Raw genomic sequence first — 23,896 nt, 5'->3', positions numbered from 1 at the left:
CCCTGGCCACCGCTCCTGACGGGTGACCGGCTCCGCCAGGCGGGCCGTCACCCGGCATCCGTCCCCCTGTCCGAAGGAACGCAATGTCGAACAGCCCGACCACGCCGCCCCAGATGGCCGACCGGTCAGCCGAGCGCCGGTTATCGATAGCCCTCTTCGTGATCGTGACCTGCCAGCTCATGATCATGCTGGACCTGACGATCGTGACCACCGCCCTGCCCACCATCCAGCGTGCGCTGGGCTTCTCCTCGGCCAACCTCACCTGGGTCATCAACGCTTACGGGGTGGCCTTCGGCGGCCTGCTGCTGTTCGGCGGCAGGCTCGGCGACGTGTTCGGCCGCCGCACGGTCTTCCTCACCGGCGTGGCGGTGTTCACGGCCGCGTCCCTCGCGGGGGGCCTCGCCCAGAGCGCCACCTGGCTGCTGGTCACCCGGGTGATCCAGGGGATCGGCGCGGCCGTCGCCGCGCCGAGCGCACTGTCGCTGATCGCCACCACCTTCACCGCACCGGCCGCCCGGGCCCGAGCCCTGAGCTACTACACCGCCGCGTCCTCGGCAGGCGGCTCCCTCGGTCTGCTGGCCGGCGGCATCCTCACCTCCTGGGCCAACTGGCGCTGGGTGATGCTGGTCAACGTGCCGATCGGCATCGTGATCATCGTGCTCGCCATCCGGTTCATCCCGCGCCTGTCGCACGCCCAGGCCAAGCTCGACCTGTTCGGCGCGATCACCGGCACGGCCGGTCTGATCGGCATCGTCTACGGGTTCACCCATGCCGCTGACAAGGGCTGGGGCGACGCGCAGACGATCACCGCCTTCGCCGTGGGAGCCGTGCTGCTCGTCGCCTTCCTGATCGGCGAACAGCGTGTGGCCCAGCCGATCATCCCGCTGGCACTGTTCTCCGTCCGCAACCGGGCCGCCGCCTATGCCGGCATGCTGATGCTGCCCGCGGCCATGTTCGCCGGTCTCTACTTCCTGATGGTGTACGCGCAGGAATCACTGGGATACAGCCCCGTCAGGGCCGGCTTCGCGGTCGTTCCGCTGACCCTGGGCGTCCTCTCCTCCCGGTGGACCTTCCCGCCGCTGGTGAAGAAGTTCGGCCCGAAGAACCTCGTGACAGCCGCGGCGGCACTGATCATCATCGGCCTGCTCTGGCTCAGCCAGATGACCTCCTCCACCGGCTACGCCTTCATCGTGGTCCCCACGATCTTCTGCGGCGTCGGCGTCGGCATCGCCTTCACGGCGCTGAACTTCACCGTCCTCGCGGGCCTGCCACCGCAGAACGCCGGCGCTGCGGCCGGCATGCTGCAGACCATGCAGCAGGTCGGCGGTGCGCTCGGTATCGCCGTCCTCGGCACGGTCTACATCTCCCGGTTGGACAACGCGGTCGCGACCGGCAGCACCGCGCACGGTGCGGTCGCCCATGCCGCAGGACAGGCCCTGGGCGGCGGCGCGGCATTCATCGCCGTCCTCCTGCTCATCGGGCTGTTCGGCTTGGTGAAGACAGCCCCCGCCCCGGCCCCGGCCCCTGCCCCTGCTCCCGGGGCACAGCCCGCCGGGCAGGCCGGGAGGGACTGACCTCGGAGCACACCCGCAGTACCCCGCAGGTGCACTCGGCCTGGCTGGCGCGGCTGAAGACCTCGGTCCGCCAGGCAGTGAACGAATCGGCCTGCCTGGCGCGGCCGAAGACCTCGGTCCGCCAGGCAGGCCGCGCCCGAGAAGCCGAACCCGTGCACCGCACGTCGTCGCCCGGTGCATGGACAAGACCTCACTGGCATCAGCTGGACCCAGTCGGAGAGCGGGCAGCCGACGATGCGTCACGAGCCGACGCAGTCCACGGCTGACGTGCCGACCGGGCGGCGCCCCGGGCCGGTGCCCCAAGGGGCGCCGTGAGCAGGCGAGTTGCCCCCCTTGGGGCACACGACCTCGCCGGCAGCTCCCGAACCGGCTGCACGCCCGGATTCCCCTGCACAACAGGCAGCCGACGGGTCCTGCTCGCCGACACCGTGATGACGATTGGAGGCGGTCGTGACAATCAGCGTTGTCGCGGGAAACCCCACGGCAGGTCCGCGAACTCCCGGCCCGGCCCGGACACTCGCGAACCCCGTCGCCGTTCCCGGCGACGAGATGCCGACGACCGACCCGGCCGAGCACCTGGCGGAGATCTTCACGTGGGCCGGCACACCATGACGATCGCGGGCCTCAACCGCCGGTTCGGCACTGATGCCGCCGCCCTCGCACCCGCGGTCGCTCACTCCGACCAGATCCGTGCCGTCTTCGGCGGATTCCCCGCGGCGGTCGTAGCCCTCTGCGCGGAGATCGGCGGCTCACCCTACGGAATGATCGCCACATCACTGACCGTAGGAGTCTCCTACGACCCGCCCATGGCACTGTTCTCCGCACACAACGACTCCTCGACGTGGCCCGTCCTGAAAACAGCCGGCCGGATCGGCGCCTCCGTGCTCGCCGAACACCAGAGCGCGGCCTGCCACCAGCTCGCGGCGAAGGGTGTGGACAGGTTCGCCGACCTCGACATCCACACCACCCCACACGGCCCGCTCTTCATCGAAGGCGCAAGCTCCTGGATGGACTGCGAAATCACCGGAGAGCTCCCGGCCGGCGACCACACCATCATCACCTTCCGCATACACCAGATCGGCCACAGCCCCCACACTCCCCTCATCTACCACAACGGCCACTTCCCCCGGATCCACCACGACCACAACCCTTGAGGATGTCGACCTCGCACTCCTGCCCGGTGTTCGCCGTCGCCGGGTGTCGGCCGTCCCGAGCCGGAAAGCTGAACGGTCTCCGGGTCAGTCCCGGTGCCGGTGGCGCAGTACGTGCCGGAGGACGAGTGCGGCGACCAGGACGCCGAGGGCGATGAGCGCGTAGAGCTGGTAGCGGCTGATCTCGTCGTAGACGGCGGTGATGTGGGTGCCCGCCACATAGGCCAGGCTCGCCCACAGGCCGACCCACAGCGCGGCGCCGAGGGCGTTGAAGACGAGGAAGCGACGCCAGGGCATGCCGCTGGTGCCCGCGACGATGCCGTTGACCTGGCGCAGTCCTTCGACGAAGCGGGCGACGGTGACGATCTTGCCGCCGTGGCGGGTGAAGAACTCCTCGGCCGCCGCGAAGCGCTCCGGCGTCAGGAACACGTAGCGGCCCCAGCGGTGCACGAAGGCCCGTCCGCCGGTGTGGCCGATCAGATAGCCGACGTTGTCCCCGACGACGGCGGCGGCGAACGCGATGACCGCCACGGCCACGATGTTCAGCTGTCCTGCCCCCGCGTAGATCCCGGCGGCGATCAGGATGGTCTCTCCGGGCGCGGGGACGCCGAAGTCCTCCACGAGGACGACACCGCCGACGGCCCAGTAGCCGTAGTGGGTGAGCAGCGGGGCCAGGTGGGCCAGCGGGCCCGGAAGCGGCGGCGCCATGCCCCCACCGTACGCGGCCACCCGGCTTGTGTGCCGGTCAGCGGGGCCGGGCGAGGACGACGCGGACCCCGCGCTCGACCCCGCCTTCAGCGGGTACCGGCCCGGCGCAAGGGCAGACCCCGGTCGGCCGAGATGACGCGAGGGCGCCCGTGTTCTCGGCCCCGTTCCACGCTACTTGTCCTTGCCGTTGCCCTGGCCGCCGTTCGCCTGGCTGTTGCCGGCGGTGCCGGTGTCGCCTGCTGTGCCGTCGGTGGAGTTCGCGGCGCTCTTGCCGGACTTGCCCGCGCCGGTCGAGTGGCTCGGTTTGGCCGTCGCCCCTGCCAGCTGCTCGGCGCAGTAGGCGGCCACCCTGTCCGCACCGCCGGCTGCCGCGACCAGCCGCTGCCAGGCCGTCGAGCCCAGCGCCTTGCCGCGTCCCTGGATCTGCGCGTAGGTACGGCAGTGGGCTTCGGTGTCCTGGGCGGTGGCGGGCCGGTCCGCCGGGCGAGCGCTGCCGGAGGACGGTGACGAGGCCGCGTCGCCCGGCCCGTTCGAGACGGCCGCCGCGGGGTTCGTCGTTCCCCGGCCGTGGCCGGCGCCCTCGGTGGAGGAGCCGGCGGAACCGGCGGCACGGAGAGGGACGCGCGGACCGGCGGCGAGCGGTCGCTCCGTCTCCCGGCACCGCCGGACCGCGTGACGCTTCGGCGCTCTCGTGCGCTCCCTCTGTCATGAGTACCTACCTCCGTCTGCGAGCGGTGCCGGCCCCGGCACTGCGTAACAGTCCGGCTTGGCTGGAGCGGCTTTTCGCGAGCGACGCAGAGGCCGCCCGGCGCCGGGCCGACCGGTTCCGCGAGGAGATGCTGGACCAGTGCTGTCTGGACCAGGAGCGCATCTACACCGGCGCTCCGCCGACAGGCCCCGGGGACCGGCCGCAGGCCCAGGTGGTGCTCGGGGGCCGCCCCGTGCTCCGCACCGACCGGCGGAAGTCGCCGTTGCTGGTGCTCACGGCGGCCCAGGCCCGCAGGGTGGCCGGATTCCTGGAGCAGGCCGACTTCGACGCGCTGTGGGACGTCGCCCGGGACGGACTCCTGCCCCGCTACGGCGGGAGGACCGCGGAGCCCGAGACGGCGCGTGCGTTCGCCGTGGCGCACCGCGAGTTGCGGGCGTTCTACGCGCACACGGCCGAGTGCGGGGACGCGGTGGTGAAGTGGCGGTCCGAGGCGTGCGCGGCTCCGCTCCCGGGCGGGAGCGGAGCCGCCGCGACGCGGAACCTGCGGGTGTCCGGCGGGGGACACATGGCTGTCTGACCCGGGAGGTGCAACAGCTCCGGCCCTCTCGACTCCCGCGTTCCGGGGGCGGGGTGTGGATCAGGAGCTGTGGCCCGACAGGAAGTCGGTGATGTGGCTCATCGTCTTCTCGGTGGACCAGGGCTCTGCGGCGCTGTCGGGCGCGGAGGCGCTCGGCGAGGTGCTCGCCGAGGTGCCGGTGAGGGCCGCCACGCCGAGGTCGCCGTGGCCGGCCCCGGTGAGCACCACGCGCTTGGCGCCGACGCCCTTGTCCTTGAGGGCGGTGAAGAGGTTCAGCGTCTGGCTGGGGGAGACCAGGGGGTCGGCCGTGCCGTGCATGAGGAGGAAGGGCGGCGTCGAGGAGGTGATGTGGGTGGCCGGGTCCGCGGCGGCCACCTGACTGGTGTACTGCGCGACGGACTTGGTGGTTCCGGGGCCGTAGACCCACTGCGCGGCGGAGTTGCCCGCGGCGTAGTTGAAGTCCTTGGCGGCCTGGTCGTAGTCGGCGGCGAGCCGGGACAGGTTGGCCGGGCCGAACTCGTCCACGACTCCCTGGACCGCGCTGCTCTGGTCGAGGTGGTCGCCGACGTCGTACTTGGTGTCGCCGCTGGTGACTCCGGTCATGGCGGCCAGGTATCCGCCCGCCGACTGGCCCCAGACGAAGACGTGGTCGGTGTCGATGCCGTAGGTGCCGGCGTTGGCGCGCAGGTAGCGGATGGCGGACTTGACGTCGGCGAGGGCGTCCTTGTAGGTGGCGCCGCCGGTCGTGGTGCGGTACTGGATGCTGGCGACCGCGTAGCCCTGGTCGGCGACGTAGGTGCGCTGGTCCAGGTTGCCGGTGCGGTCCGACATCACCCAGCCGCCGCCGGTGACGTAGACGACCAGGGGCTTCTTGCCCGAGGTCCTCGGCACCTGGATGTCGAGCTTCAGGTCGGTCTTGACGCCGTGCGTGGTCGGTGAGGAGTAGGTGATGTCGTCGGTCGTCGTGACCGCCGAGGTGTCACAGGTGATCGCCGGGCCGGTCGGGTCGATGACCGTGCTGGTGCTGTTGTCGGTCTTCTTGATCGTCGTTGCCTGTACGAGCTTCGTGGTGCCGCCCCCCGGTTGTCCGGACGGCGCGCCGCCGGCCTGGCCTGCTCCCGTTCCGGATGCGGATGTCGGGCACGCCGAGGCCGAAGCCGATGCCGATGCCGACGCGGTGGACGACGCGGCCGAGGAGCCGTCGTCCCCGCAGCCGGTCAGGCCGACTCCGGCCGTGAGGGCGACCACTGCCAGGGCAGCGATCCGCCCCGGGCGCCGGGGCCGTCGCCACCGCTTTCCCTCGCCGTGGTCCGCGGTCACATCGTGTCCGTGCATCGCGCCTTCTCCCGCCGATCGCCGTTCTCGAATGGAGACTGATACGGAGGTTGAATCTCCGTTTCGTCGTGCGGTCACCGTAGCATGAAGCGGAGAGTTCATCTCCGTTTTGGTGCCTATCGGGTGACCGGGGCCGGTCGTGGCGGCGGGCGGGTCCCGTTGCGCGCCTCCGTCCCGCTTCCGCATGCCCTCGGACAGGGGGGCTACGTACACCCCTCATCCGGTGGGAAATCCCATCCCCACGCGGATCCGGTTCCGGTTGGCTGGTGGTCGTCACCGACCAGGACATCCGGAAGCAACGGGGGATTCGAACATGAAGATGTCGTCGTCGACGAAGGCCGGGGCCGCCCTGCTCACCGCAGCGCTGCTCGCGTCGGCCTCACCCATGACCGCGGCCGCCGTCACCGCCGGACACCGCCCGGCCGCGCGGTACTCCTACGGCGCGGACACGCTCCGGCAGGACCTGGCGGCCGTACGGCAGGCCGGGGGAGGGGATGTGAACGTGCTCGCCAGGGTCGACCGGGCGGACGGGGCGCCGCTCATGGCACGCATCGGCACCCGGACCGCCGGCTCCTCGGACCCGGTCCCGTGGAACGCGCACTTCCGCGTGGCGAGCACGACGAAGACGTTCACGGCCACCGTGGTTCTCCAACTCGCCGCGGAGAAGAAGCTGTCGCTGGACGACACCGTCGAGCACTGGCTGCCGGGGGTCGTCGCCGGCAACGGCAACGACGGCAGCCGCATCACCGTCCGCGACCTGCTCCGCCAGACCAGCGGCCTGTACGACTACGTCGACGACCCGGAGATCCAGGACCGGCTGATCAACCACTTCGACGAGAACCGCTACGACACCACCCCGGCCGCCGACCTGGTGGCGGTCGCGATGAAGCACCGGCCGGTGTTCGTGCCGCGGCCCGGCGGTGCCACCCGATGGGCGTACTCGAACACCAACTACCTGCTCGCCGGAATGATCGCCGAGAAGGCCGGCGGCGCGAGCTGGCCGGACCTGGTCGCGCACCGGGTGATCGCGAAGCTGGGACTGCGGAACACCTCCGTCCCCGGGCTCGACCCGTATCTGCCGGACCCGTATGTGCGCGCCTACCTGACGACCGCGGACGGCAAGCGCCTCGACGTCACCGAGCACAGCTTCCAGCACACCGCCGACTCGGGCGTGGTGAGCACCACCGCCGACCTGAACACCTTCTTCCGTGCCCTGGCCGGCGGTCGGCTGCTCCCCGCCGAGCAGTGGCGCGAGATGCGGCAGACCGTCGAGCGGACCGACGACCCGGAGGACGTCGCCGAGATGCCCGAGGGCACCTACGGCCTCGGGCTGCGCAGGATCCCGCTCTCCTGCGGCGGTTACTACTACACCCACGAGGGCGACGGGGCGGGCGTCAACACCCGCCCCGCGGTGAGCGCGGACGGCAGGCGGGCGGTGACCGTCTCCCTCACCACCACGACCGCGCCGCCGGACCTCGCCGCCCTCAACCGCGCCACGGGCACGCTCATCGACCACGCCCTGTGCGACCGGCCCTCCGCAGGCTCCCGGAAGCGGTAGGTCAGCCCTGGTCCTCCTGCGTGAGGGCGTCCCGGAGCTGGGCCCTGGCCGTGATGCCGAGCTTGGGGAAGATCTTGTGCAGGTGGTAGCCGACCGTACGGGGGGAGAGGTAGAGACGGGCCGCGATGTCGCGGTTGGTCAGCCCCTGGGCGGCCAGTTCGGCGATCTGGCGTTCCTGCGGGGTGAGTTCGCCGGCGGGGGCAGGGGCGGTCGCCGCCCCCGCGGCCCGGAGCTCCGCCGTCGCCCGCTCGGTCCACGGGCGGGCGTCCAGGCGCTGGAAGCACTCCAGGGCCGCGTTCAGGTGCGGGCGGGCCTCCGCGCTGCGGCGGCGCCGGCGCAGCCACTCGCCGAAGTCGAGGTGGGCGAGGGCCTTCTCGAACGGCCAGCAGTCGGTGGCCGGGTCGTCGAGGGCGGCGCGGAAGTGCCGTTCGGCGTCGTCGGTGTCGGTCAGCAGGGCGGTGGCCCGGTGCAGTACGGCGGCCAGGCGCGGGGAGGGGTCGGGCTTCAGGTCCTGCCGCACGGCGTCCACCACCGTGCGCGCGTCGTCCACCCGCCCGGCCCGCACCGCCGCGGCCGCCAGGTCGCCCAGGTAGTAGAGCGAGGCGTGGTAGTGGACGGGGGCCGGCCGGAAGTCCCGGGTGAAGGTCGCACGCAACTGCTCGTAGGCGTCCGCGTGGTCGCCGGCGGCGAACGCGGCCATGCCCATGGCGTGCCGGTGGCGGACCTGCAGGCTCAGCGACCGGCGCAGGTCCACGCCCCGCACGGCCTGCAGCGCCTCGGCCCGGGCGGTCGCGGGGTCGCCCCGGAGCGCGCGCAGGGTGGCCCGCAGGACGCCGGCGCCCACGGTCACGTTGTCCGCCCCCGCCTCCGTCGCCATCCAGAACGCCTCGTGCGCCGCCTCCTCGGCCGCCGTCCACGAGCCGTTCTCGAACAGGGCGAGGGCGAGCGCCTGGGTCACGGTCGCGTTCGTGCCCGCGCTGCCGGCCCGCCGCAGCAGGTCCATGGTCAGCCCGAGGACGCGCACGGCCTGCTCGGTCTCGTCCAGGATCCAGGTCGCGCCGCCCAGCGCCGTGAGGTCGCCGAGCGACTCCTCCTGCGCCAGGGCGGCCAGTCCCGCCGCCACGTGCCGTGTCAGAAGCGGCCGTTCGTGAACGGGATCGATGACCGCCCGGGCCCAGGCCCGGGCGGCGGGGTCGTCGTCCCCGTCGATCAGGCCGCTGATCCGGTCGAGTTCGGCGCGGTGGCGGGGCGCGCCGGAGTTGTAGACGGACGTGGCGGCGGTGCTCAGCGCACCGAGGGCGAGGTCCGGTGCCGACGTGGCGGTGGCTTCGGCGACGCCCAACAGAAGTGCCAGCGCCTCCTCGTGACGGAGGGTCACCCCGAGCGCCCAGCCGCCCAGCAGCGAGGCCTCGGCACGCAGCCGGGGATCCTCGGTCATCGGTCCGACGCGGCCGCTCAGCTCGCCGACCCACTGCGGATGACCGGCGAACATCGCCGCCTGCGCGGCCGTCAGCAGGCGCCGGGCCCGCAGGTCCGGCGCCGGGGTCAGTTCGGCGGCACGTTCCATCGCGGTCGCGGCCGCCGCGTAGCCGCCCCGGCCCCGGGCCCGTTCGGCGCTCTCCGCCAGGGCGTCGGCGACCTCCGCGTCCTGCCCGGTCGCGGCGGCGGCCAGATGCCAGGCCCGGCGGTCCGGCTCCCCGGCCAGCGCGGCGGCCAGGGCGAGATGGGCCTGCCGGCGCTCGTGGAAGGAGGCCGCGTGGTAGACGGCCGAGCGCACCAGCGGGTGCCGCAGCAGCACCCCGCCGTCCGCCACCCGCACCAGCCCGGCGCGCTCGGCGGGGTCCAGCGCCGCCACGACGTCCAGCTCGGGGGCGGCCCGCATGAGGTCCGTCAGCCGGGCCGGGCCGGCCGCGGCCACCAGGAGCAGGGCCGCCCGGGTGGACGCGGGCAGGCCCGGCAGGTCGGCGGCGAACAGGTTCTCCAGGCGTGCGGTGAGGGGCAGCGTGGCGCCCCCGGCCCCGCCGGCGCCCATGTCCCCGGTCCGGCCCCGGGCCAGGGCGCGGGGCAGCTCGATCAGGGCCAGCGGATTGCCGGCCGCCTGCCGGAGGATCTCGGCCCGAGCCTTGCCGCGCGGCGGATCCGGCTGCGCGTCGAGGAGCTGCCCGGCCGCGGAACGGCTCAGCGGGCCCAGCGTGATCTGCGGGAAGGCCCGGTCGAAACGGGCCGGTACGCCGTCCTCGCGGGCGGCGAGCAGCAGCACCACCGGCCTGCCCTCGAGCCGCCGGGCGAGGAAGGCCAGGACGTCCACCGAGCCGAGGTCCAGCCACTGGGCGTCGTCCACCAGCAGGAGCAGCGGCCGGCGCGCGGCGGCCTGGGCAATGAGCCCGAGCACGCCGACGCACAGGGACAGCTGATCGAGTTTCAGCTCGTACTCCGCCGCGTCCGGCCCGAAGGCGCGGTCCAGCGCCTCCCGTTGCCCCGCGGGCAGGCCCTCTCCGGGCAGCAGCGGATGCAGCAACTGGTGCACGCCCGACAGACCGAGACCCGCCTCGCCCTCGCTGCCGCGTACCCGCAGGATCCCGAGGCCCCGGTCCCGGCCCCGCTCGGCAGCCCGGTCCACGAGGGTGCTCTTGCCGGCTCCCGGTTCCCCGGTCAGCACCAGCACCTGCGGGCCGCCGCCGTCCACCGCCCCCAGCAGCCGGTCGAGGCGGCCGAGTTCGGCGGCCCGGCCGAGGATGCCCGGATCGGAGGGGTGGTCGGTGGTGCCGGCGTGCATGAACCGTCCTTGTCGTCGAGCCGCTGATACGGCAATGGCGTCGAGCCGCTGATACGGCAATCCTGCCAGCGGCCGGCGGCAGGACGGGAACCGCGGGCTCGCGCGCACCGACCGGGCCGCGGGCGCAGGTGACTGGTCATGTGACAGAAGCGCGCCTACCCGGTCTCGGCGATGATGGCCCTGGCCAGGGAGAACGCGCACCATCCGGGGAGTACGTGCATGACGGTCCACCCACCCCAGCAGTCCACCACGACCGGCGACGAGCCCGCCGTGCTGGGCCGGGACGGTGAGATCGAGCGGATCTTGCGGTGCGCGACGCGCGAGCCCGGCACGCCCCAGACCCTGCTGCTCCTCGGTGAGGAGGGCACCGGTCGTACGACACTGCTCCGGCACGTCCGGGACCGGGCCACCGCCGAGGGCGTGCTGGTGCTGGCCGCGCAGGGCTGGGCCGAGGACCCGCGGGACGCGCACGCCTGTCTGCACCAGCTGCTGACGCCGTCGGTGCGGAACGAGCTGGCCGCCCTGCCCGCCGACCGGCAACGGGCGCTGACGGCCGTACCGCCGGTTGACGCCCCGGCGGACGAGGCCGAGCTGCACGCGGCGGTGACGGCGCTGCTGGCCCGGCTCGCCGGGGCCGCTCCGGTGCTGGTGTGCGTGGACGACGCCGACCTGTGCGGCCGGGCCTTCCCGGAGGCCCTGTTCGCCGCGGTCCGGCAGCTGACCGGCCGTGCGCTCACGGTGCTGCTCGCCGCACGCCACGAGGCGGCCCTGCCCGGTCCGCCGCCCGGCACCGAGACCCTGCGGCTGGGCCCGCTGAGCGGCCCCGCGGCCGCGGCCCTCCTCGACCGGCAGCCGGCGGCGCCCACCGGCCGGCACCGGCTGGAGATCCTCGCCGAGGCCGAGGGCAACCCGCTGGCCCTCGTGGAACTGGGCCGCGGTGCGCCGGGCCCCGCCACCCCGGTGCGGTACACGCACGTCTTCGGCGTACGGGTCGACGCGCTTCCCGCCGAGACCCGCCGGGCCCTGCTGTACGCGGCGGCCGCGGGCCCCGGCGGTACCGTCGCCGCGGTCATGGCCGCCCTCGGCACCGGCGACCTGGCGGTGTGGGCGCCGGCGGAGGCGGCCGGGCTGATCGCGCTGGCCGAGGACCGGTTCGACTTCCGGCATCCGCTGGCCCGCTCGGCCGCCTACCTCGGGCGTCCGGCCGGTGAGCGCCAGCAGGCCCACCGGGAGCTCGCCAGGGTCGCCGTGCAGCCCGAGGTCAGGGCCCGCCACCTGGCCGCCGCCACCGTGGGCGCCAACGCGTTCATCGCCGCCGCCCTGGAGGTCTCCGCCTGGCGGCGCGGGGACGCGGTGGAGGCCGCACGCGCCCTGGAACAGGCGGCCCGGCTCAGCCCACGGCCGCCGGAACGCGCCCGCCGGCTGGCCGAGGCCCTGACCGCGGCCCACGCGACGGGCGACCCCGGCTGGGTCCGCGAACTGTACGAACGGCTCGTCCAGGAAGGGGCCGAGCCGGAGCTCGGCTGCGCGGCGGCCGGTGCGCTGGCCTCCGCGCTCTCCCACGAGTCGGCCCAGCGCGAGGCCTTCGAGCTGCTGGCCGACGCCTCGGAGCACTTTCCCCTCGTCGACCGGTCCCTCGCGCTCGCCCTCGCCGGCCTGGCGGCGGGCATCGCCGCCCAGTCCGGGCTGACGGAGCACACGGCGGCCCTGCCCGCGCTGCTCGACCGGGCCCGGCAGGCCGAGGCGTCCGGGCGGTGGCGGCCCGCCACGGCCGGACCACTGGCCCGACTGGACACCCCGCACACCCGGCGGGCCCTGGCCGCGCTGGTCACCGCGGTCGCCCGGCCAGGCTCCGCCACCGGCGCCCCGGCCGTCCTCGGCCGCTCGCACCATGCCGTCCCGCCCGACGTCTCCACCACCCCGCCCGCCACCCCGACCGCCCCCGCGGCCCACGCGGTCCTCGCCGCGGTCGCCCACCAGGCGGACGAGGCGGACGTGGACCTGGGGCAGTCACGGACGGCCGACGAGCGGTTGCGCGGCGCCCGCGCCTTCGGGCTGCGCGGCTGGTCGGTGCTCCCGCTCGTGGACACCCTCCTGGCCACCGGGCGGTTCGCCGAGGCCGACAGCGTGATCGAGGACGCCCTGACGGAGGCCGCGGTACTGCGCCTGCCGCGCCTGCGGGCCGACCTGGAGACGCAGGCGCTGACCGTACGGGCGCTGCGCGGCACCCTGCCGCCCGAGCCCTGGTTCACCCCCTCCGTGTGGCGGGCCGTCTGCCTGGACGAGAACCGGGCCACCCATGCCCGGCTGCTGCGCGCCCGCGGACTCGCCTCCGTCACGCGCGGCGACATGGAGGACGCCTGGCGGCAGCTCAGCGGCCTGTTCACCGCCGACGGCTCGCCCCTGCACCCCTTCCTGTCCGCGCGGGCCGTCGCCGAACTCGCCGTCACCGCTCAGCGCACCGGCCGGTCGGCCGAGGCGCTGCCCGTCCTGGAACGGGTCGTGGCGGAGCAGGGGGACCGCCCGAGCACCCGGATGACACTGCTGATGCACCACGCGACCGCCCTGATCGGCCCGGACTGCGAGGCGGAGGAGCACTTCCAGCTCGCGCTCGTCAACCACGGGGCGAACCGCTGGCCGTGGGAGTGCGCCCACGTGCGCCTCAACTACGCCATCTGGCTGCGCCGTTGCCGCCGCACCCTGGAGGCGCGCCAGCAGCTGACCACGGTCCTGGAGACCGCGGAACGCCTCGGCGCCGGCGCTCTCGCGGCCGCCGCCGGCAGCGAACTGCGCGCCAGTGGCGCGGCCCCCGCCCCGGCGGACGCGGGTCTGCTGGAGCAACTGACCGCGCAGCAGCGGCAGATCGTCCAGCTGGCCGCGCGCGGCCTGTCGAACCGCGAGATCGGGGAGCGGCTCTTCCTGTCGCCGCGTACCGTCGGCTCGCACCTGTACAACGTGTATCCCAAGCTCGGCATCAGCAGCCGCCATCAACTCCGTGACCTGGTACAGGGCCGGTGAGGGCGCCCGAGGGCCGGTCGGAGGAGCGCCCATGACACCCGGAGCACCGGGGCCGGGTACGGCCGTCGTCCTCGACCCCGTGGTGCAGCGCCTGGTCAGCGCCGCCGCCGTGCCGCCCGCCCTCGACGACCTCGGCCCGGACGCGGCGCGGCAGGCGCTGCGGGAGACCCAGGCCGACCGGTTCGAGGACTTCGCCGTGGACGCGGTCTTCCACGTGGCACCGGTCGGCCCCGCGCGGCTGCTCGGCTTCTGGACCGTGCGTCCGGCCGGGGCGCGCGGCCCGCTCCCGGCCCTGCTGTACCTGCACGGCGGCCGGTGGGCGCTCGGCGACGCCCAGACCCACGCCCGGCTCATCAGCGAACTCGTCACCGGCGCCGGCGTGTGCGCCGTCGTCCCCGAGTACAGCCGCACCCCCGAGGCCCGCTACCCGGTGGCGCTGGAGGAGTGCTACGCCCTGCTGGCCTGGGCGGTCACCCAGGCCGACGCGCTCGCGCTGGACCCCGGCCGGCTGGCGGTCGCCGGCGACTGCGCAGGGGCCACGCTGGCGGCCGCCGTGACCATGCTGGCGAAGACCCGGCACGGGCCGCGGATCAGCGCGCAGCTGCTCTACTACCCGCTGACCGACGCCCGCTGCGACAGCCCCTCGCAACGCCAGTTCGCCACCGGCTACCTGCTCACCCGCCGGGCGCTGCGCGCCTACTGGAAGCGGTACGTCGCCGACCCGGCCCACCGCGGCGAGCCCACCGCGGCTCCGCTGCGGGCCCGCCCGCAGGAGCTGGCGGGACTGCCGCCGGCCCTGGTCGTCACCGCCGAGGCCGACGTGGCCCGCGACGAGGGCGAGCAGTACGCGCGGCGGCTGTCCGAGGCCGGCGTCGACGCGCTGGCCATACGCTTCCTCGGAACCATCCATGACTTCGTGGCCCTGCACGCCCTCGCCGGCAGCGCGCCCACCCGGGCGGCGCTGCTGACCGGTTGTGCCTTTCTCCGTGCCCGGTTGCGGTGACGGTCGCGGCGCCGGCCGAGGACCAGTCGGCCGACTGATGCGTCGGTGGCGGTCGCCCGGCGAGGCTGACGGCATGGCAACCGCGATCGGCTCCTACGAGGAGGGACGCCGGCCTCCGACCGGCGCGACGAGCGAACGGACCAGGGTGCTGACCACGCGCTCGGTTCCGCCGGACGAGAGCCTGGAGTACTGGCACGACGCCGTGTTCGACACCCTGGTGGGGATGGACATCGCCGCCGAGGGCGGTACCTACGACGCCACCCTGCGCACCGACCGCCTCGGAGATCTGCAGATCACCACGGTGGAGGCCGACCCCGGCCGGGTCCACCGGGCGCCGCGGTTCATCGCCCGCGGCGACGGCCGGGAGATCTTCGTGGCCGTCCAGAGCGCCGGCCGTGCCCGGGTCGAACAGGACGGCCGCACAACCGAGTTGCGGACCGGCGACCTCGCCTTCTTCGAGACCCTTCGCCCGTTCCGCACCACCTTCCCGGACCGCTTCCGGCTGAAGATCTTCGCCGTACCGCGTCCGCTGCTGGAGCTTTCGGAGGCCGACGTGCGACAGCTCACCGGCCGTGCGATCCACCCGCGCGACGGGCTCCCCGCGCTGCTCGGGCCGCTGCTGGAACGGCTGGCGGACACCTCCGCGGAGTACACGACGCCGACGGCCGAGCGGCTGGCCGAGAGCGTCATCGACCTGGTGGCGGCCACGGCGGCGGACCGGCTCGGGGCGGACCCCGCCGACCTGCCCGGCGCCGACGGCGTGCTGCTGCTGCGCATCAGGACGTACATTCGCTGGCACCTGTCGGACCCCGCGCTGACCCCGACCGCCATCGCCCGGGTGCACGGTATCTCGGTGCGCTATCTGCACCGGCTGTTCCAGGCCGAGGGCACCACCGTGTGCCAGTGGATCCGCGACCTGCGGCTGCGCGAGTGCCGCCGGGAACTCGCCGCACGCCCGGCGGGCTCGGTCAGCCTGGGCCAGGTCGCCCGGCGCTGGGGGTTCACCAGCGCGGCCGGGTTCGGCAAGGCCTTCCGCAGCTCCTTCGGGCTGTCCCCGACGGACTGGCTGGACCGGGTGCGGACGGACGGCCCGCCGTGCTGACCGCGGTGTCCTGCGCCACCCGGGACCTGGCCCCCGGCGACCGCCTCGACGCCTGGCAGCGCGTCCTGTCCCGGACCTTCGTGGACGTCGAGGTCACCGTGGACCGGGACCGCCCGTGGACCGGTGAACTGGCCGCCGAACGGCTCGGCGCCCTCCAGATCGCCACCGAGGACTTCGGCCCCGGCACGGTCCTGCGCGGCGCCCGCACGGCCGCCGCCGATCCCCGCACCCACATCCTGGTCCGCCGCCAGCTGGCCGGTACCGCCCTGCTGCTCCAGGACGGCCGCACCGCCGAGCTCCACCCCGGCGGCCTGGCTTTCCACGACGCGCGGCGCCCGTTCAGGATCGTGCTCCCCGAGCGGCAGCGGGCCCGGATCCTCATGGTGCCCCGCGCCCTGCTGCGCCTGGAGGAACGGCAGCTGCAGGCCCTCACGGCCACGGCGGTGGACGAGGCCGAAGGCGGCGCGGCGGCCCTGCTGCTGCCGCTGCTCGACGGACTCGTCGACGAGGTCACCCGGGTCACCGCGGCCCGGCGCGAACAACTCGCCCGTACCGTCGTGGAGATCCTCGCGACCGTGGCCCTGGAGCGGATCGGCGGGCCGCCCGAGTCGGCCCTGTGGGAGCGGATCACGGCGTCCGTCCGGGCCCGGCTCGGCGAACCCGGACTCGCCCCGCAGGACATCGCCGACCAGCACGCCATCTCGCTGCGCTATCTGCACCGGCTCTTCCAACGCCAGGGCACCACCGTGGGCGCCTGGGTCCGGGCGCGCCGCCTTGAGGCGGCCCACGCGGAGCTGGCCCTGCCCGGCGCCGCCCACCGGTCGATCGCCGCGGTGGCCGTCCGCTGGGGCTTCGCCAGCCCCTCCCACTTCAGCCGGGCGTTCCGCGAGTCGTACGGGATGTCGCCGGCGCAGTGGCGGCGGGCCGCGGGCGCGGTCCAGGCGGACTGACACCGCGGCTGTTCCCTGAGGGGCCGCACCCCGGGCGCTCTCGGAACGATCGCCCCGGTCCTCCCCGCCTACCGTCCGGAGCACCGGGTTTCGGCAGAAAGGGACACGCATGAAGCGCAAGGCGATGGCATGGACTCTCCCGGCGCTGCTGGTGGCGCTGAGCGTGGTGGGCTCCGGTGCCCCGTCCTCGGCCCAGAGCGGCACCGCGGTCCGGGCCTCGACCACCGCGGTCGGCCCCCAGTACGACACCACCCATGTGTACGTCACCCCCGGTCAGGAGGACGCCTTCGCGGACAGCTGGGTGGCGACCTTCGGCGGCACCCACACCGCGAAGGTCGTCACGGACGTCACGCCGACCCCCAGCGAGACCGAGTCGGAACTGGTGCTCTCGCCCGTCGGCACGCTGTCCGTCTTCGACTTCAAGACGCCTGTGCCCTATCCGTTCGGCAGCGAACGCACCGGCTGGCTCATGAGCGACTTCGACCGGGGCGTCCGGCTGGCCCGGCAGAGCGGCGCGAACATCGTCGTGGCGCCGTTCGACGACCCGATCGGGAAGGACGCGGTCGTGCAGTTCCCGGGCGGGATCAACGCCCAGCTGTACTGGCACACCAAGGCCCCGTCGTACGCGCCCCTGGAGACCGTGCCCGACAACCGTGTCTATCTCACTCCGGACTCGGCGTCCGCCTTCCTCCGCTCCTACCTGCGGTTCACCGGCGGCCGGATCGTCTCCGACGACCGTACGGCGGACGGCGGCGACCTCGGCCTGCCCGGGAAGAGCTACCGCCGTATCGCCCTGACCTCCCCGTTCGGGAACACGGTCGTCAGCGTCACCGACGGCCACCTGCCCTACCCGTTCGGACGGGAGACCACCGGCTACGCGGTCGAGGACCTCACGGCCACCCTGCACAAGGCCGAGGCGGCGGGCGCGCGGGTCCTGTGGGGCCCGTACGACGGCGAGGGCCGTGACACCGCGATGGTGCAGTTCCCCGGCGGTTACGTCGCCGAACTGCACCAGGGCAGCAGCACCCGCTGACCGAATCTCTGGAGACCCCTCATGGCCTCGTCCTCCGTCGTGGAGCTGTCGCGCTGGCAGTTCGCGATCACGGCGATCTTCCACATGACGTTCCCGGCGCTCACCGTCGGGCTGTCCCTGCTGCTCGCGGTCGCGTACACGGTGTACGTCCGCACCGGCAACGCGCTCTACCTGCAGATCTTCCGTTTCTGGAAGAAGATCTTCGCCGTCGGCTTCGGCCTCGGCGTGGTCGCCGGCACCGTGATGACCTTCGAGTTCGGCCTGAACTGGGGCATCTACGCGCACGCCGTCGGCCCGGTCATCGGCGTCACCATCGGCATGGAGGTGATCACCGCCTTCTTCCTGGAGGCCGGTTTCATCGGGATCATGCTGTACGGCGACGGCCGGGTGAAGCCCCGTACCATGGCTCTGGCCTCCTGGATGGTGGCCGCGGGCACCCTGCTCTCCACCACCTGGATCCTCTCCGCCAACAGCTGGATGCAGGACCCGGCCGGATACACCGAGGTGGACGGCCAGTTCCACGTCACCGACTGGTGGCAGGTGCTCCTCAACCCGGCGTTCGGCTACCGCTTCCCGCACATGCTGCTCGCCGTCCTGATCTCCGCGTCCTGGTTCGTCGCCGGCATCAGCGCCTGGTACCTGGTCAAGCGCCGGGCGTCCGCGCTGCCGTTCGCTCGCCGCACCCTGTCCGTGGCGATGGGCGTGCTGGCGATCCTGATGCCCGTCCAGCTGTACGCCGGAGACGCCACCGCCGTCTTCATGGGCGGCCACCAGCCCGCCAAGCTCCAGGCGTTCGAGGGCAACTGGAAGACCGACAACAACGGCTACAACCTCGTCGTCATCCCCGACACGGACAAAGGGAAGAACGACTTCCGCATCGAGATACCCCACCTCGGCGCCGTCATCGGCCACGACCTGACCGGCCAGGCCAAGGTCCCGGGGCTGTTGCAGACCCCGCCCGACGAACGCCCCAACATGTGGAGCGCGTTCTACGGCTTCCGGGCCATGTACTTCACCGCCCTCGCCATGTTCGCCACCGCCTTCGCCGGGCTCGTCCTGCGGCTGCGCGGCCGCCTGTTCACCTCCCCGCGGTTCCTGCGCTGGCTGGTGTGGATGACCCCCGCCGGGATCATCGCCATCACCGGCGGCTGGATCACCGCCGAGACCGGCCGCCAGCCCTGGGTGGTCTACGGAAAGCTGCGCACCGCCGACGCCGTCTCCCACCTGAGCCTCACCGAGGCGGCCCTCAGCCTCACCGGGTTCGTCCTCCTCTACGCGACCCTGCTCACCCTCTGGATCCGCTACATCGTCCGCACCGTCAAGGCCGGTCCGGAACCGGTCACGGACCGTCGAACTCCCGCTCCGGAGGCCTCCGTTGCCTGAGTACCTGACCTACGCCCTGGTCCTGCTCTCGCTCGGGGCCTACGTCGTCCTGGACGGCTACGACCTCGGCGTCGGCATGCTGAGCCTCGTCGACCGCGACGCGCGGCGCCGCCGCGAGTACAACGAACTGATCGCCACCGCCTGGGACGCCAACGAGAGCTGGATCATCCTGGCCGGCGTGACGCTGTGGGCCGGGCTGCCCGGGGCGTACGCGACCGTCCTGCCCGGGGTGTACCCGCCGCTGATCGCCATGCTGTTCGCGGTGATCCTGCGCGGCATGGGCCTGGAGTTCCAGAGCGCGTCCGCTACGTACCGGCGCGGCTGGGGACTCCTCTTCGGCGGGGCCTCCCTCGCCGTGACCCTCTGCCAGGGCCTGGTGATCGGCGCGGTCCTGTCCGGACTCCCGCAGCAGGACGGCCACTTCACCGGCGACGCCCTCGCCTGGCTCACCCCCTACAGCGTGCTGTGCGCGCTCGGCCTGGTCTGCGTGTACCTGCTGGCGGGCGCCGCCTGGCTCCAGGACAAGACGGAGGGCACGGCCCATGCGTGGGCGGGCCGGCTCGGGCGTCCGCTGCTCGGCGCGACCGTCGTGGCCGCGCTGATCCTCGGCTTCGGCCTGGAGGTCGCCGACCCGCAGCATTTCCACTTCGAACAGCCCCTGCGCGCCACCCTCTTCGGCCTCGCCGTGGCCGCCGCCGCGGCCTGCTCCGCGGTGGCCTGGTACGGCTTCGGACGGCGGCCGGACTGGCGGCCGTTCGCGGCGGTGCTGGGAGCCGAGGCCGCGGGGCTGCTGGCGCTGGTGGCGGCGACGGCACCGGTCGTCGTACCGCCGTCCCTGACCCTGCACGAGGCGTCCAGCCCGCACGGCTCGCAGGTGTTCCTGGTGGTCGGGGTCGGGCTGTGCATGCCGTTCGTGCTGGCCTACAACATCTATGCCTGGTGGGTCTTCCGGGGGAAGTTCCGGGAGGCCGGGCGGCCGGTGCCGCCCACGACGGCATTGGCCGAAACGTCGGCTGTTCCGTCGGACGTTCCGTCGGACGTTCCGTCGGCCGACGTTTCGGCCGACGGAACAGCCGAGCCGTTCGCGCCCCGGCCGGAGTCCCGGGTCGTCGTCCTCGTCCGCCGGACTCTGCTGACCCTGCTCGGCATCCTGCTGGCGGCCGTCTCCCAGGACATCTTCGGCGGCGAGTCCACGTGGGTCGATCCGCTCGGCATCGCCCTGCTGTCCGGCACCGCGCTCGTCGCCTGGATCCTCGGCGACCGCCGCGACGGCCGGCTCGGGGAGTACGACCTGCCCGGCGGCGAACGCCCGTGACCGACACCGCGGCCCTGGTGGCGGAGCTCGCCGACGAGGACGGCCACGGCGCGGACGGGCGGGCGTCCACCCGGCGGCTACGGGCCTGGGCGCGGATCGGCGAACCGGAGCTGCGCCGGGCGGGCACCCTGCGCGGCCTCGCCCAGCTCGGCACCGTGATCTGGGCGGGCGGCCTCGGCTGGGCCGCCGGGCGGGGGCTCGCCGCCCAGCACCTGCACACCGCCCCGGCGGCCGTCGCGCCGGCCGCCGGGGTCGTGGCCGCCGGCCTGGCGCTGCGCGCCGCGCTGCTGGCCGCGGCCGACCGGGCGGCGGCGACGGGCGCCGCCCGGGTACGGTCCGCGCTGCGCGCCCGCATCCTGCGCGCGGCCCTGCCGGGGCGGGCACCGCACGGGGGACCGGCGGACATCGCCTACGCCGAGGCCCTGGACGCCGAGGTGGCCCGCCTCGACGACTGGCTCACCGACTACGTTCCCGCGCGCCGCGCCATGCTGCTCGGCAGCGGTGCCGTCCTCGCCGCCATCGCCCTGCGCAGCTGGTTCGTGGCGCTCCTGCTGGTGCTGGCCACCCCGCTGCTGCCGGCCAACCTCAAGGTCATCGGGATGGGCACGAAGGCGGCCGTACAGGCCCAGCTCGGTGCCGTCCGCACCCTGCACGGCCGGCTCCTGGACCAGCTGCGCGGACTGCCCACCCTGGTCGGGCTCGGCGCGCAGGAGGAGGCGGCGCGGGCCCTGCGCCGGGACGACGAGGAACTCGCCCGCCGCACCACCCTCGTCCTGCGGGTGGCGTTCCTGTCCACCGCCTGGGTGGAGCTGCTCATCACGGGCACCCTCGCGGTCGTCGCGACCTACTGCGGCCTGGTGCTCCTGGACTACCTGCGGCTGCCCGGCGTACCGGACCACATGAGCCTGGCCACGGCCCTGTTCGTCCTCACCCTCACGCCCGCCTACTTCGCGCCCGCCCGCGAACTGGCCCGCGGTTACCACGCCCGCGCCCAGGCGGCGGCCGCGGCCGACCTGATCGCCGGGGCGATGCGGGGTGCGGTCCCCGAACGCCGCCTGCGCCCGGCCGCCCGCGGCGCCGCGCCCCTGCCCGTCCGCCTGCGTGGGGTGTCCGTACTCCGTCCCGGACGGGCGCGGCCCGTTCTGGACCGGGTCGAACTCGACGTCCGGGCCGGGGAGTTCGTCGTGGTGACCGGCCCCAGCGGCGCCGGGAAGTCCACGCTGCTGTCCGTGACGGCGGGCCTGCTGGTGCCCGACCGGGGCAGTGCCCTGCACGGGCGGGAGCGGCCGACTCCCGCGCACGTGGCCTGGGTCGGCCAGCCGGGCTTCCTGCTCCCCGGGAGCGTGCGCGAGAACCTCCGGCTCGCCCGGCCGGCAGCCGACGACTCCGCACTCGTCGCCGCTTTCGAGGAGTTGGGCTTCGGCGGCCTGCTTGCCGCGCTGCCCGACGGACTCGGCACCCCCGTCGGCGAACGCGGCTTCGGCCTCTCCTCCGGCCAGGCGCAGCAACTGGTCTTCGTGCGCGCCCTGTTGCGGGACGCGCCGCTGCTCTGCCTGGACGAACCGACGGCTCATCTCGACCCCGACGCCGAGGCGGCCGTGGCGGACGCGCTGAGCCGCCTGGCCCGGCACCGGACCGTCCTGCTGGCCACCCACAGTCCGGCCCTCCTCCCTCTCGGGGACCGCTTGCTCACCCTGGACCAGGGAAGGCTCGTATGACCCTGCGATTGCTGAGAGCGGCGGTCCGACGGCGCGATCTGCTGTACGGCCTGCTCCTCGCCGCGGCGGCCGAACTGTCCGCCGCGACCCTGCTGGGGGTGTCCGGCTGGTTCCTCACGGCGTGCGCCCTGGTCACGGTACGGGCCGACACCACGTGGTCGTGGCTGTACCCGTCCGGCGCCGTCCGCGTCCTCGCCCTGTCCCGCACCGGGCTGCGCTACGCGGAGCGCCTGGTCAGCCACCGTGTCCTGCTCGGCGCCACGGTGGCGCTCCGGGCCCGGCTGGTGCGCGGCGCCGCGGCCCTGCCGGCGCGGCGGTTGCGCGCCCTGCGGGACGGGGCCCTGCTGAGCCGGCTCACGGACGACGTCACGACCGTCGGCGCGCTCCCCGCCGACGTCCTTGCCCCGCTGGCGAGCACCGCGGTGACGGCGGCGGTCGTGACCGGGCTGCTGTGGCACGCCGACGCCCGGCTGGGCGGGGCGGAACTGCTGGTGTTCCTGCTCGCCGCCGCGACCGCCGTGGCCACGCACCGGCGCGCGCAGGACGCGGTACGGCGCTCGGCGCGCGAGCAGGCGGTCGTCCGCACCGAACTCCTCGGCGCCCGGGACGCGTTGCCCGAACTGATCTGCCTGGACGCCGTGACACCGGCCAGGGCCCGGATCGCGGCGGCGCTGGAGCGTGCCCATCGTGCCGACGAGGACACCCGCCGGGCCCTGCGCGCCGGGCAGTCGGCGCTCCGCCTGCTGGGTGCGCTCGGCCAGTGCCTCGTCCTGGCCCTCGCCCTGGACGTCGCGGCGACGGCGCAGTCCGTGTCCGCCGCGATCGGTGAGGTCCTGCTGGTCGCCGCCGGATTCGAGCTGGTCGAGCAACTGCCGAGGATTCTGCCGGCGTACGGCCGGGCGCGGGCCGCGGCGCAGCGGCTGGCCCCGCTGGACGCCGTGCCCGCTCCACCGGCCGACGGGACAGCAGCGGCCTTCGAGGCCGAACCGGGCACCACCACCCTGGTGACCGGACCCAACGGCAGCGGAAAGAGCACGCTGCTGGGCCGGTTGGCAGGCCGCGCGACCCCGCGGGACCTGACCCTGGTCGAGGCCGAGGACTGGCTCGCGGACGCGACCGTCGCCGAGAACCTGCGGCTGGCCGCCCCGGACGCGGCCCCGGAACGGCTCGCCGAGGTGCTGGCCCTGGTCGCCCTCGACGACATCCCGCAGGACTTCCCGGTGGGCCCGAACGGCGGCAGGCTCTCCCAGGGCCAGCGCCGCAGGCTCGCCCTCGCGCGGGCCGTGCTGCGGGATCCGCCGGTCCTGCTGCTGGACGAGCCGACCGCCGGACTCGACCGGGCCACCGCCCGCCGCGTCCTGGGCGCCGTCCGCGCGGCCCTTCCCACCACCGCTTTCGTGATCGCGCTGCCCGACCGCGACCACGACCTCCTACCCTTTCCGGTTGACGGCCGGATCGAACTGACGGCCCGAGTGACGATGGAGCGCGTATGACCGACGAGGCGATGGGTGACGAGGTCTACCAGCCGGACGGTTCGGAGGTGCAGGACGACGCCGGTCTGCTGGACGCCTCGGACACCCTGGACTACCGGGCCGGCGAGGAGGCCCTGGACGAGGGCTACTCGCCGCCGGAGCGGCCCTGGGCCGTGGAGCACACGGGAGTGACGGCGGCGGAGGGACTGCACGGGGAGACCCTGGACGAGCGCCTCGCCGAGGAGGTGCCGGACATCGGCGTCCCGGACGGCGACGACCTCGGCGACGCCTGGGACACGGACGGCGAGCTCCTCGACGACGAGGTCGGCGACGACCGCGCCGGACGGCTCCTCGCACCGGACGAGGGCGCGCACGAGGTCACCGACTCCGACCTGTTCGCCTCCGACCGGGGCCTGGACGGCGCCGGGGCGTCGGCGGAGGAGGCCGCGATGCACGTGATCCCCGACTCCGAGGACTTCTGAGACGACACGCACGAGGGCGCGGGGACGGTTTC

19 protein-coding genes are annotated in these 23,896 nt (G+C 74.1%); 15 read left to right on the top strand and 4 right to left on the bottom strand.

Annotated features, from left to right (window positions below):
* The first annotated feature begins 83 nt into the window (after positions 1-83).
* The 3 genes from ABT137_RS28185 (at position 84) to ABT137_RS28175 (ending at position 2,728) form a co-directional block, all read left to right on the top strand.
* Entirely contained in the window at positions 84-1,574 is a 1,491-nt protein-coding gene (locus ABT137_RS28185; protein WP_351713700.1) for an MFS transporter, read from the top strand.
* A 450-nt stretch (positions 1,575-2,024) separates the two neighbouring features.
* Positions 2,025-2,186, top strand: coding sequence for a hypothetical protein (locus ABT137_RS28180; RefSeq protein ID WP_351713698.1), 162 nt, complete (start codon positions 2,025-2,027; stop codon positions 2,184-2,186).
* Positions 2,168-2,728: a flavin reductase family protein gene (locus ABT137_RS28175; protein WP_351713696.1), complete on the top strand. Its 561-nt coding sequence runs from the start codon at positions 2,168-2,170 to the stop codon at positions 2,726-2,728. The genes ABT137_RS28180 and ABT137_RS28175 overlap by 19 nt, the downstream gene beginning before the upstream one ends.
* An 84-nt stretch (positions 2,729-2,812) precedes the next feature.
* Here ABT137_RS28175 and ABT137_RS28170 read toward each other — a convergent pair whose 3' ends face one another.
* Both ABT137_RS28170 and ABT137_RS28165 read right to left on the bottom strand, forming a co-directional pair.
* Positions 2,813-3,433 carry a DedA family protein gene (locus tag ABT137_RS28170; RefSeq protein ID WP_351713694.1) on the bottom strand — a complete coding sequence of 207 codons (621 nt, stop codon included), beginning with the start codon at positions 3,431-3,433 and terminating at the stop codon, positions 2,813-2,815.
* Positions 3,434-3,604: 171 nt separating this feature from the next.
* Positions 3,605-3,781, bottom strand: a complete 177-nt coding sequence (locus ABT137_RS28165; RefSeq protein WP_351713692.1) for a hypothetical protein — start codon at positions 3,779-3,781, stop codon at positions 3,605-3,607.
* A 359-nt stretch (positions 3,782-4,140) separates the two neighbouring features.
* On the opposite strand from ABT137_RS28165, the gene ABT137_RS28160 reads away from it, so the two are divergent.
* Complete coding sequence (locus ABT137_RS28160; protein WP_351713690.1) at positions 4,141-4,719, top strand: DUF1877 family protein; 579 nt, start codon at positions 4,141-4,143, stop codon at positions 4,717-4,719.
* Positions 4,720-4,779: 60 nt separating this feature from the next.
* On the opposite strand, the gene ABT137_RS28155 is transcribed toward ABT137_RS28160, so the two are convergent.
* Positions 4,780-6,054, bottom strand: coding sequence for a prolyl oligopeptidase family serine peptidase (locus ABT137_RS28155; RefSeq protein ID WP_351713688.1), 1,275 nt, complete (start codon positions 6,052-6,054; stop codon positions 4,780-4,782).
* Between the two features lie 313 nt (positions 6,055-6,367).
* On the opposite strand from ABT137_RS28155, the gene ABT137_RS28150 reads away from it, so the two are divergent.
* Positions 6,368-7,612 (top strand): serine hydrolase domain-containing protein, encoded by a 1,245-nt coding sequence (locus ABT137_RS28150; protein WP_351713686.1) that lies wholly within the window; start codon positions 6,368-6,370, stop codon positions 7,610-7,612.
* 1 nt (position 7,613) lies between these two features.
* On the opposite strand, the gene ABT137_RS28145 is transcribed toward ABT137_RS28150, so the two are convergent.
* Entirely contained in the window at positions 7,614-10,388 is a 2,775-nt protein-coding gene (locus ABT137_RS28145) for an AAA family ATPase (protein ID WP_351713684.1), read from the bottom strand.
* 219 nt (positions 10,389-10,607) lie between these two features.
* On the opposite strand from ABT137_RS28145, the gene ABT137_RS28140 reads away from it, so the two are divergent.
* From ABT137_RS28140 to ABT137_RS28095, 10 genes are all read left to right on the top strand, one after another.
* Entirely contained in the window at positions 10,608-13,406 is a 2,799-nt protein-coding gene (locus ABT137_RS28140; RefSeq protein WP_351713682.1) for a LuxR C-terminal-related transcriptional regulator, read from the top strand.
* 31 nt (positions 13,407-13,437) lie between these two features.
* Positions 13,438-14,409 (top strand): alpha/beta hydrolase, encoded by a 972-nt coding sequence (locus ABT137_RS28135; RefSeq protein WP_351713680.1) that lies wholly within the window; start codon positions 13,438-13,440, stop codon positions 14,407-14,409.
* 73 nt (positions 14,410-14,482) lie between these two features.
* On the top strand, positions 14,483-15,511 hold the full coding sequence (locus tag ABT137_RS28130) for an AraC-like ligand-binding domain-containing protein (RefSeq protein ID WP_351713678.1): 1,029 nt from the start codon (positions 14,483-14,485) through the stop codon (positions 15,509-15,511).
* On the top strand, positions 15,505-16,461 hold the full coding sequence (locus ABT137_RS28125; protein ID WP_351713676.1) for a helix-turn-helix domain-containing protein: 957 nt from the start codon (positions 15,505-15,507) through the stop codon (positions 16,459-16,461). Before ABT137_RS28130 ends, ABT137_RS28125 begins: the two co-directional genes overlap by 7 nt.
* Before the next feature lie 109 nt (positions 16,462-16,570).
* Positions 16,571-17,494, top strand: a complete 924-nt coding sequence (locus ABT137_RS28120) for a VOC family protein (protein ID WP_351713674.1) — start codon at positions 16,571-16,573, stop codon at positions 17,492-17,494.
* 21 nt (positions 17,495-17,515) lie between these two features.
* Positions 17,516-18,877 (top strand): cytochrome ubiquinol oxidase subunit I, encoded by a 1,362-nt coding sequence (locus ABT137_RS28115; RefSeq protein ID WP_351713672.1) that lies wholly within the window; start codon positions 17,516-17,518, stop codon positions 18,875-18,877.
* A complete protein-coding gene (locus tag ABT137_RS28110; protein ID WP_351713670.1) occupies positions 18,870-20,192 on the top strand; it encodes a cytochrome d ubiquinol oxidase subunit II in 1,323 nt (440 codons plus the stop codon). Before ABT137_RS28115 ends, ABT137_RS28110 begins: the two co-directional genes overlap by 8 nt.
* Positions 20,189-21,910 carry an ATP-binding cassette domain-containing protein gene (locus tag ABT137_RS28105; RefSeq protein WP_351713668.1) on the top strand — a complete coding sequence of 574 codons (1,722 nt, stop codon included), beginning with the start codon at positions 20,189-20,191 and terminating at the stop codon, positions 21,908-21,910. The genes ABT137_RS28110 and ABT137_RS28105 overlap by 4 nt, the downstream gene beginning before the upstream one ends.
* Positions 21,907-23,403 (top strand): ATP-binding cassette domain-containing protein, encoded by a 1,497-nt coding sequence (locus tag ABT137_RS28100; RefSeq protein WP_351713666.1) that lies wholly within the window; start codon positions 21,907-21,909, stop codon positions 23,401-23,403. The genes ABT137_RS28105 and ABT137_RS28100 overlap by 4 nt, the downstream gene beginning before the upstream one ends.
* Positions 23,400-23,864, top strand: a complete 465-nt coding sequence (locus ABT137_RS28095; protein WP_351713664.1) for a DUF5709 domain-containing protein — start codon at positions 23,400-23,402, stop codon at positions 23,862-23,864. Before ABT137_RS28100 ends, ABT137_RS28095 begins: the two co-directional genes overlap by 4 nt.
* The last annotated feature ends 32 nt before the right edge of the window (positions 23,865-23,896 follow it).

The organism is Streptomyces sp. NPDC001980 (assembly GCF_040296885.1).
Classification (GTDB): Bacteria; Actinomycetota; Actinomycetes; order Streptomycetales; family Streptomycetaceae; genus Streptomyces.
This window is presented reverse-complemented; position numbering and strand designations above follow the sequence as displayed.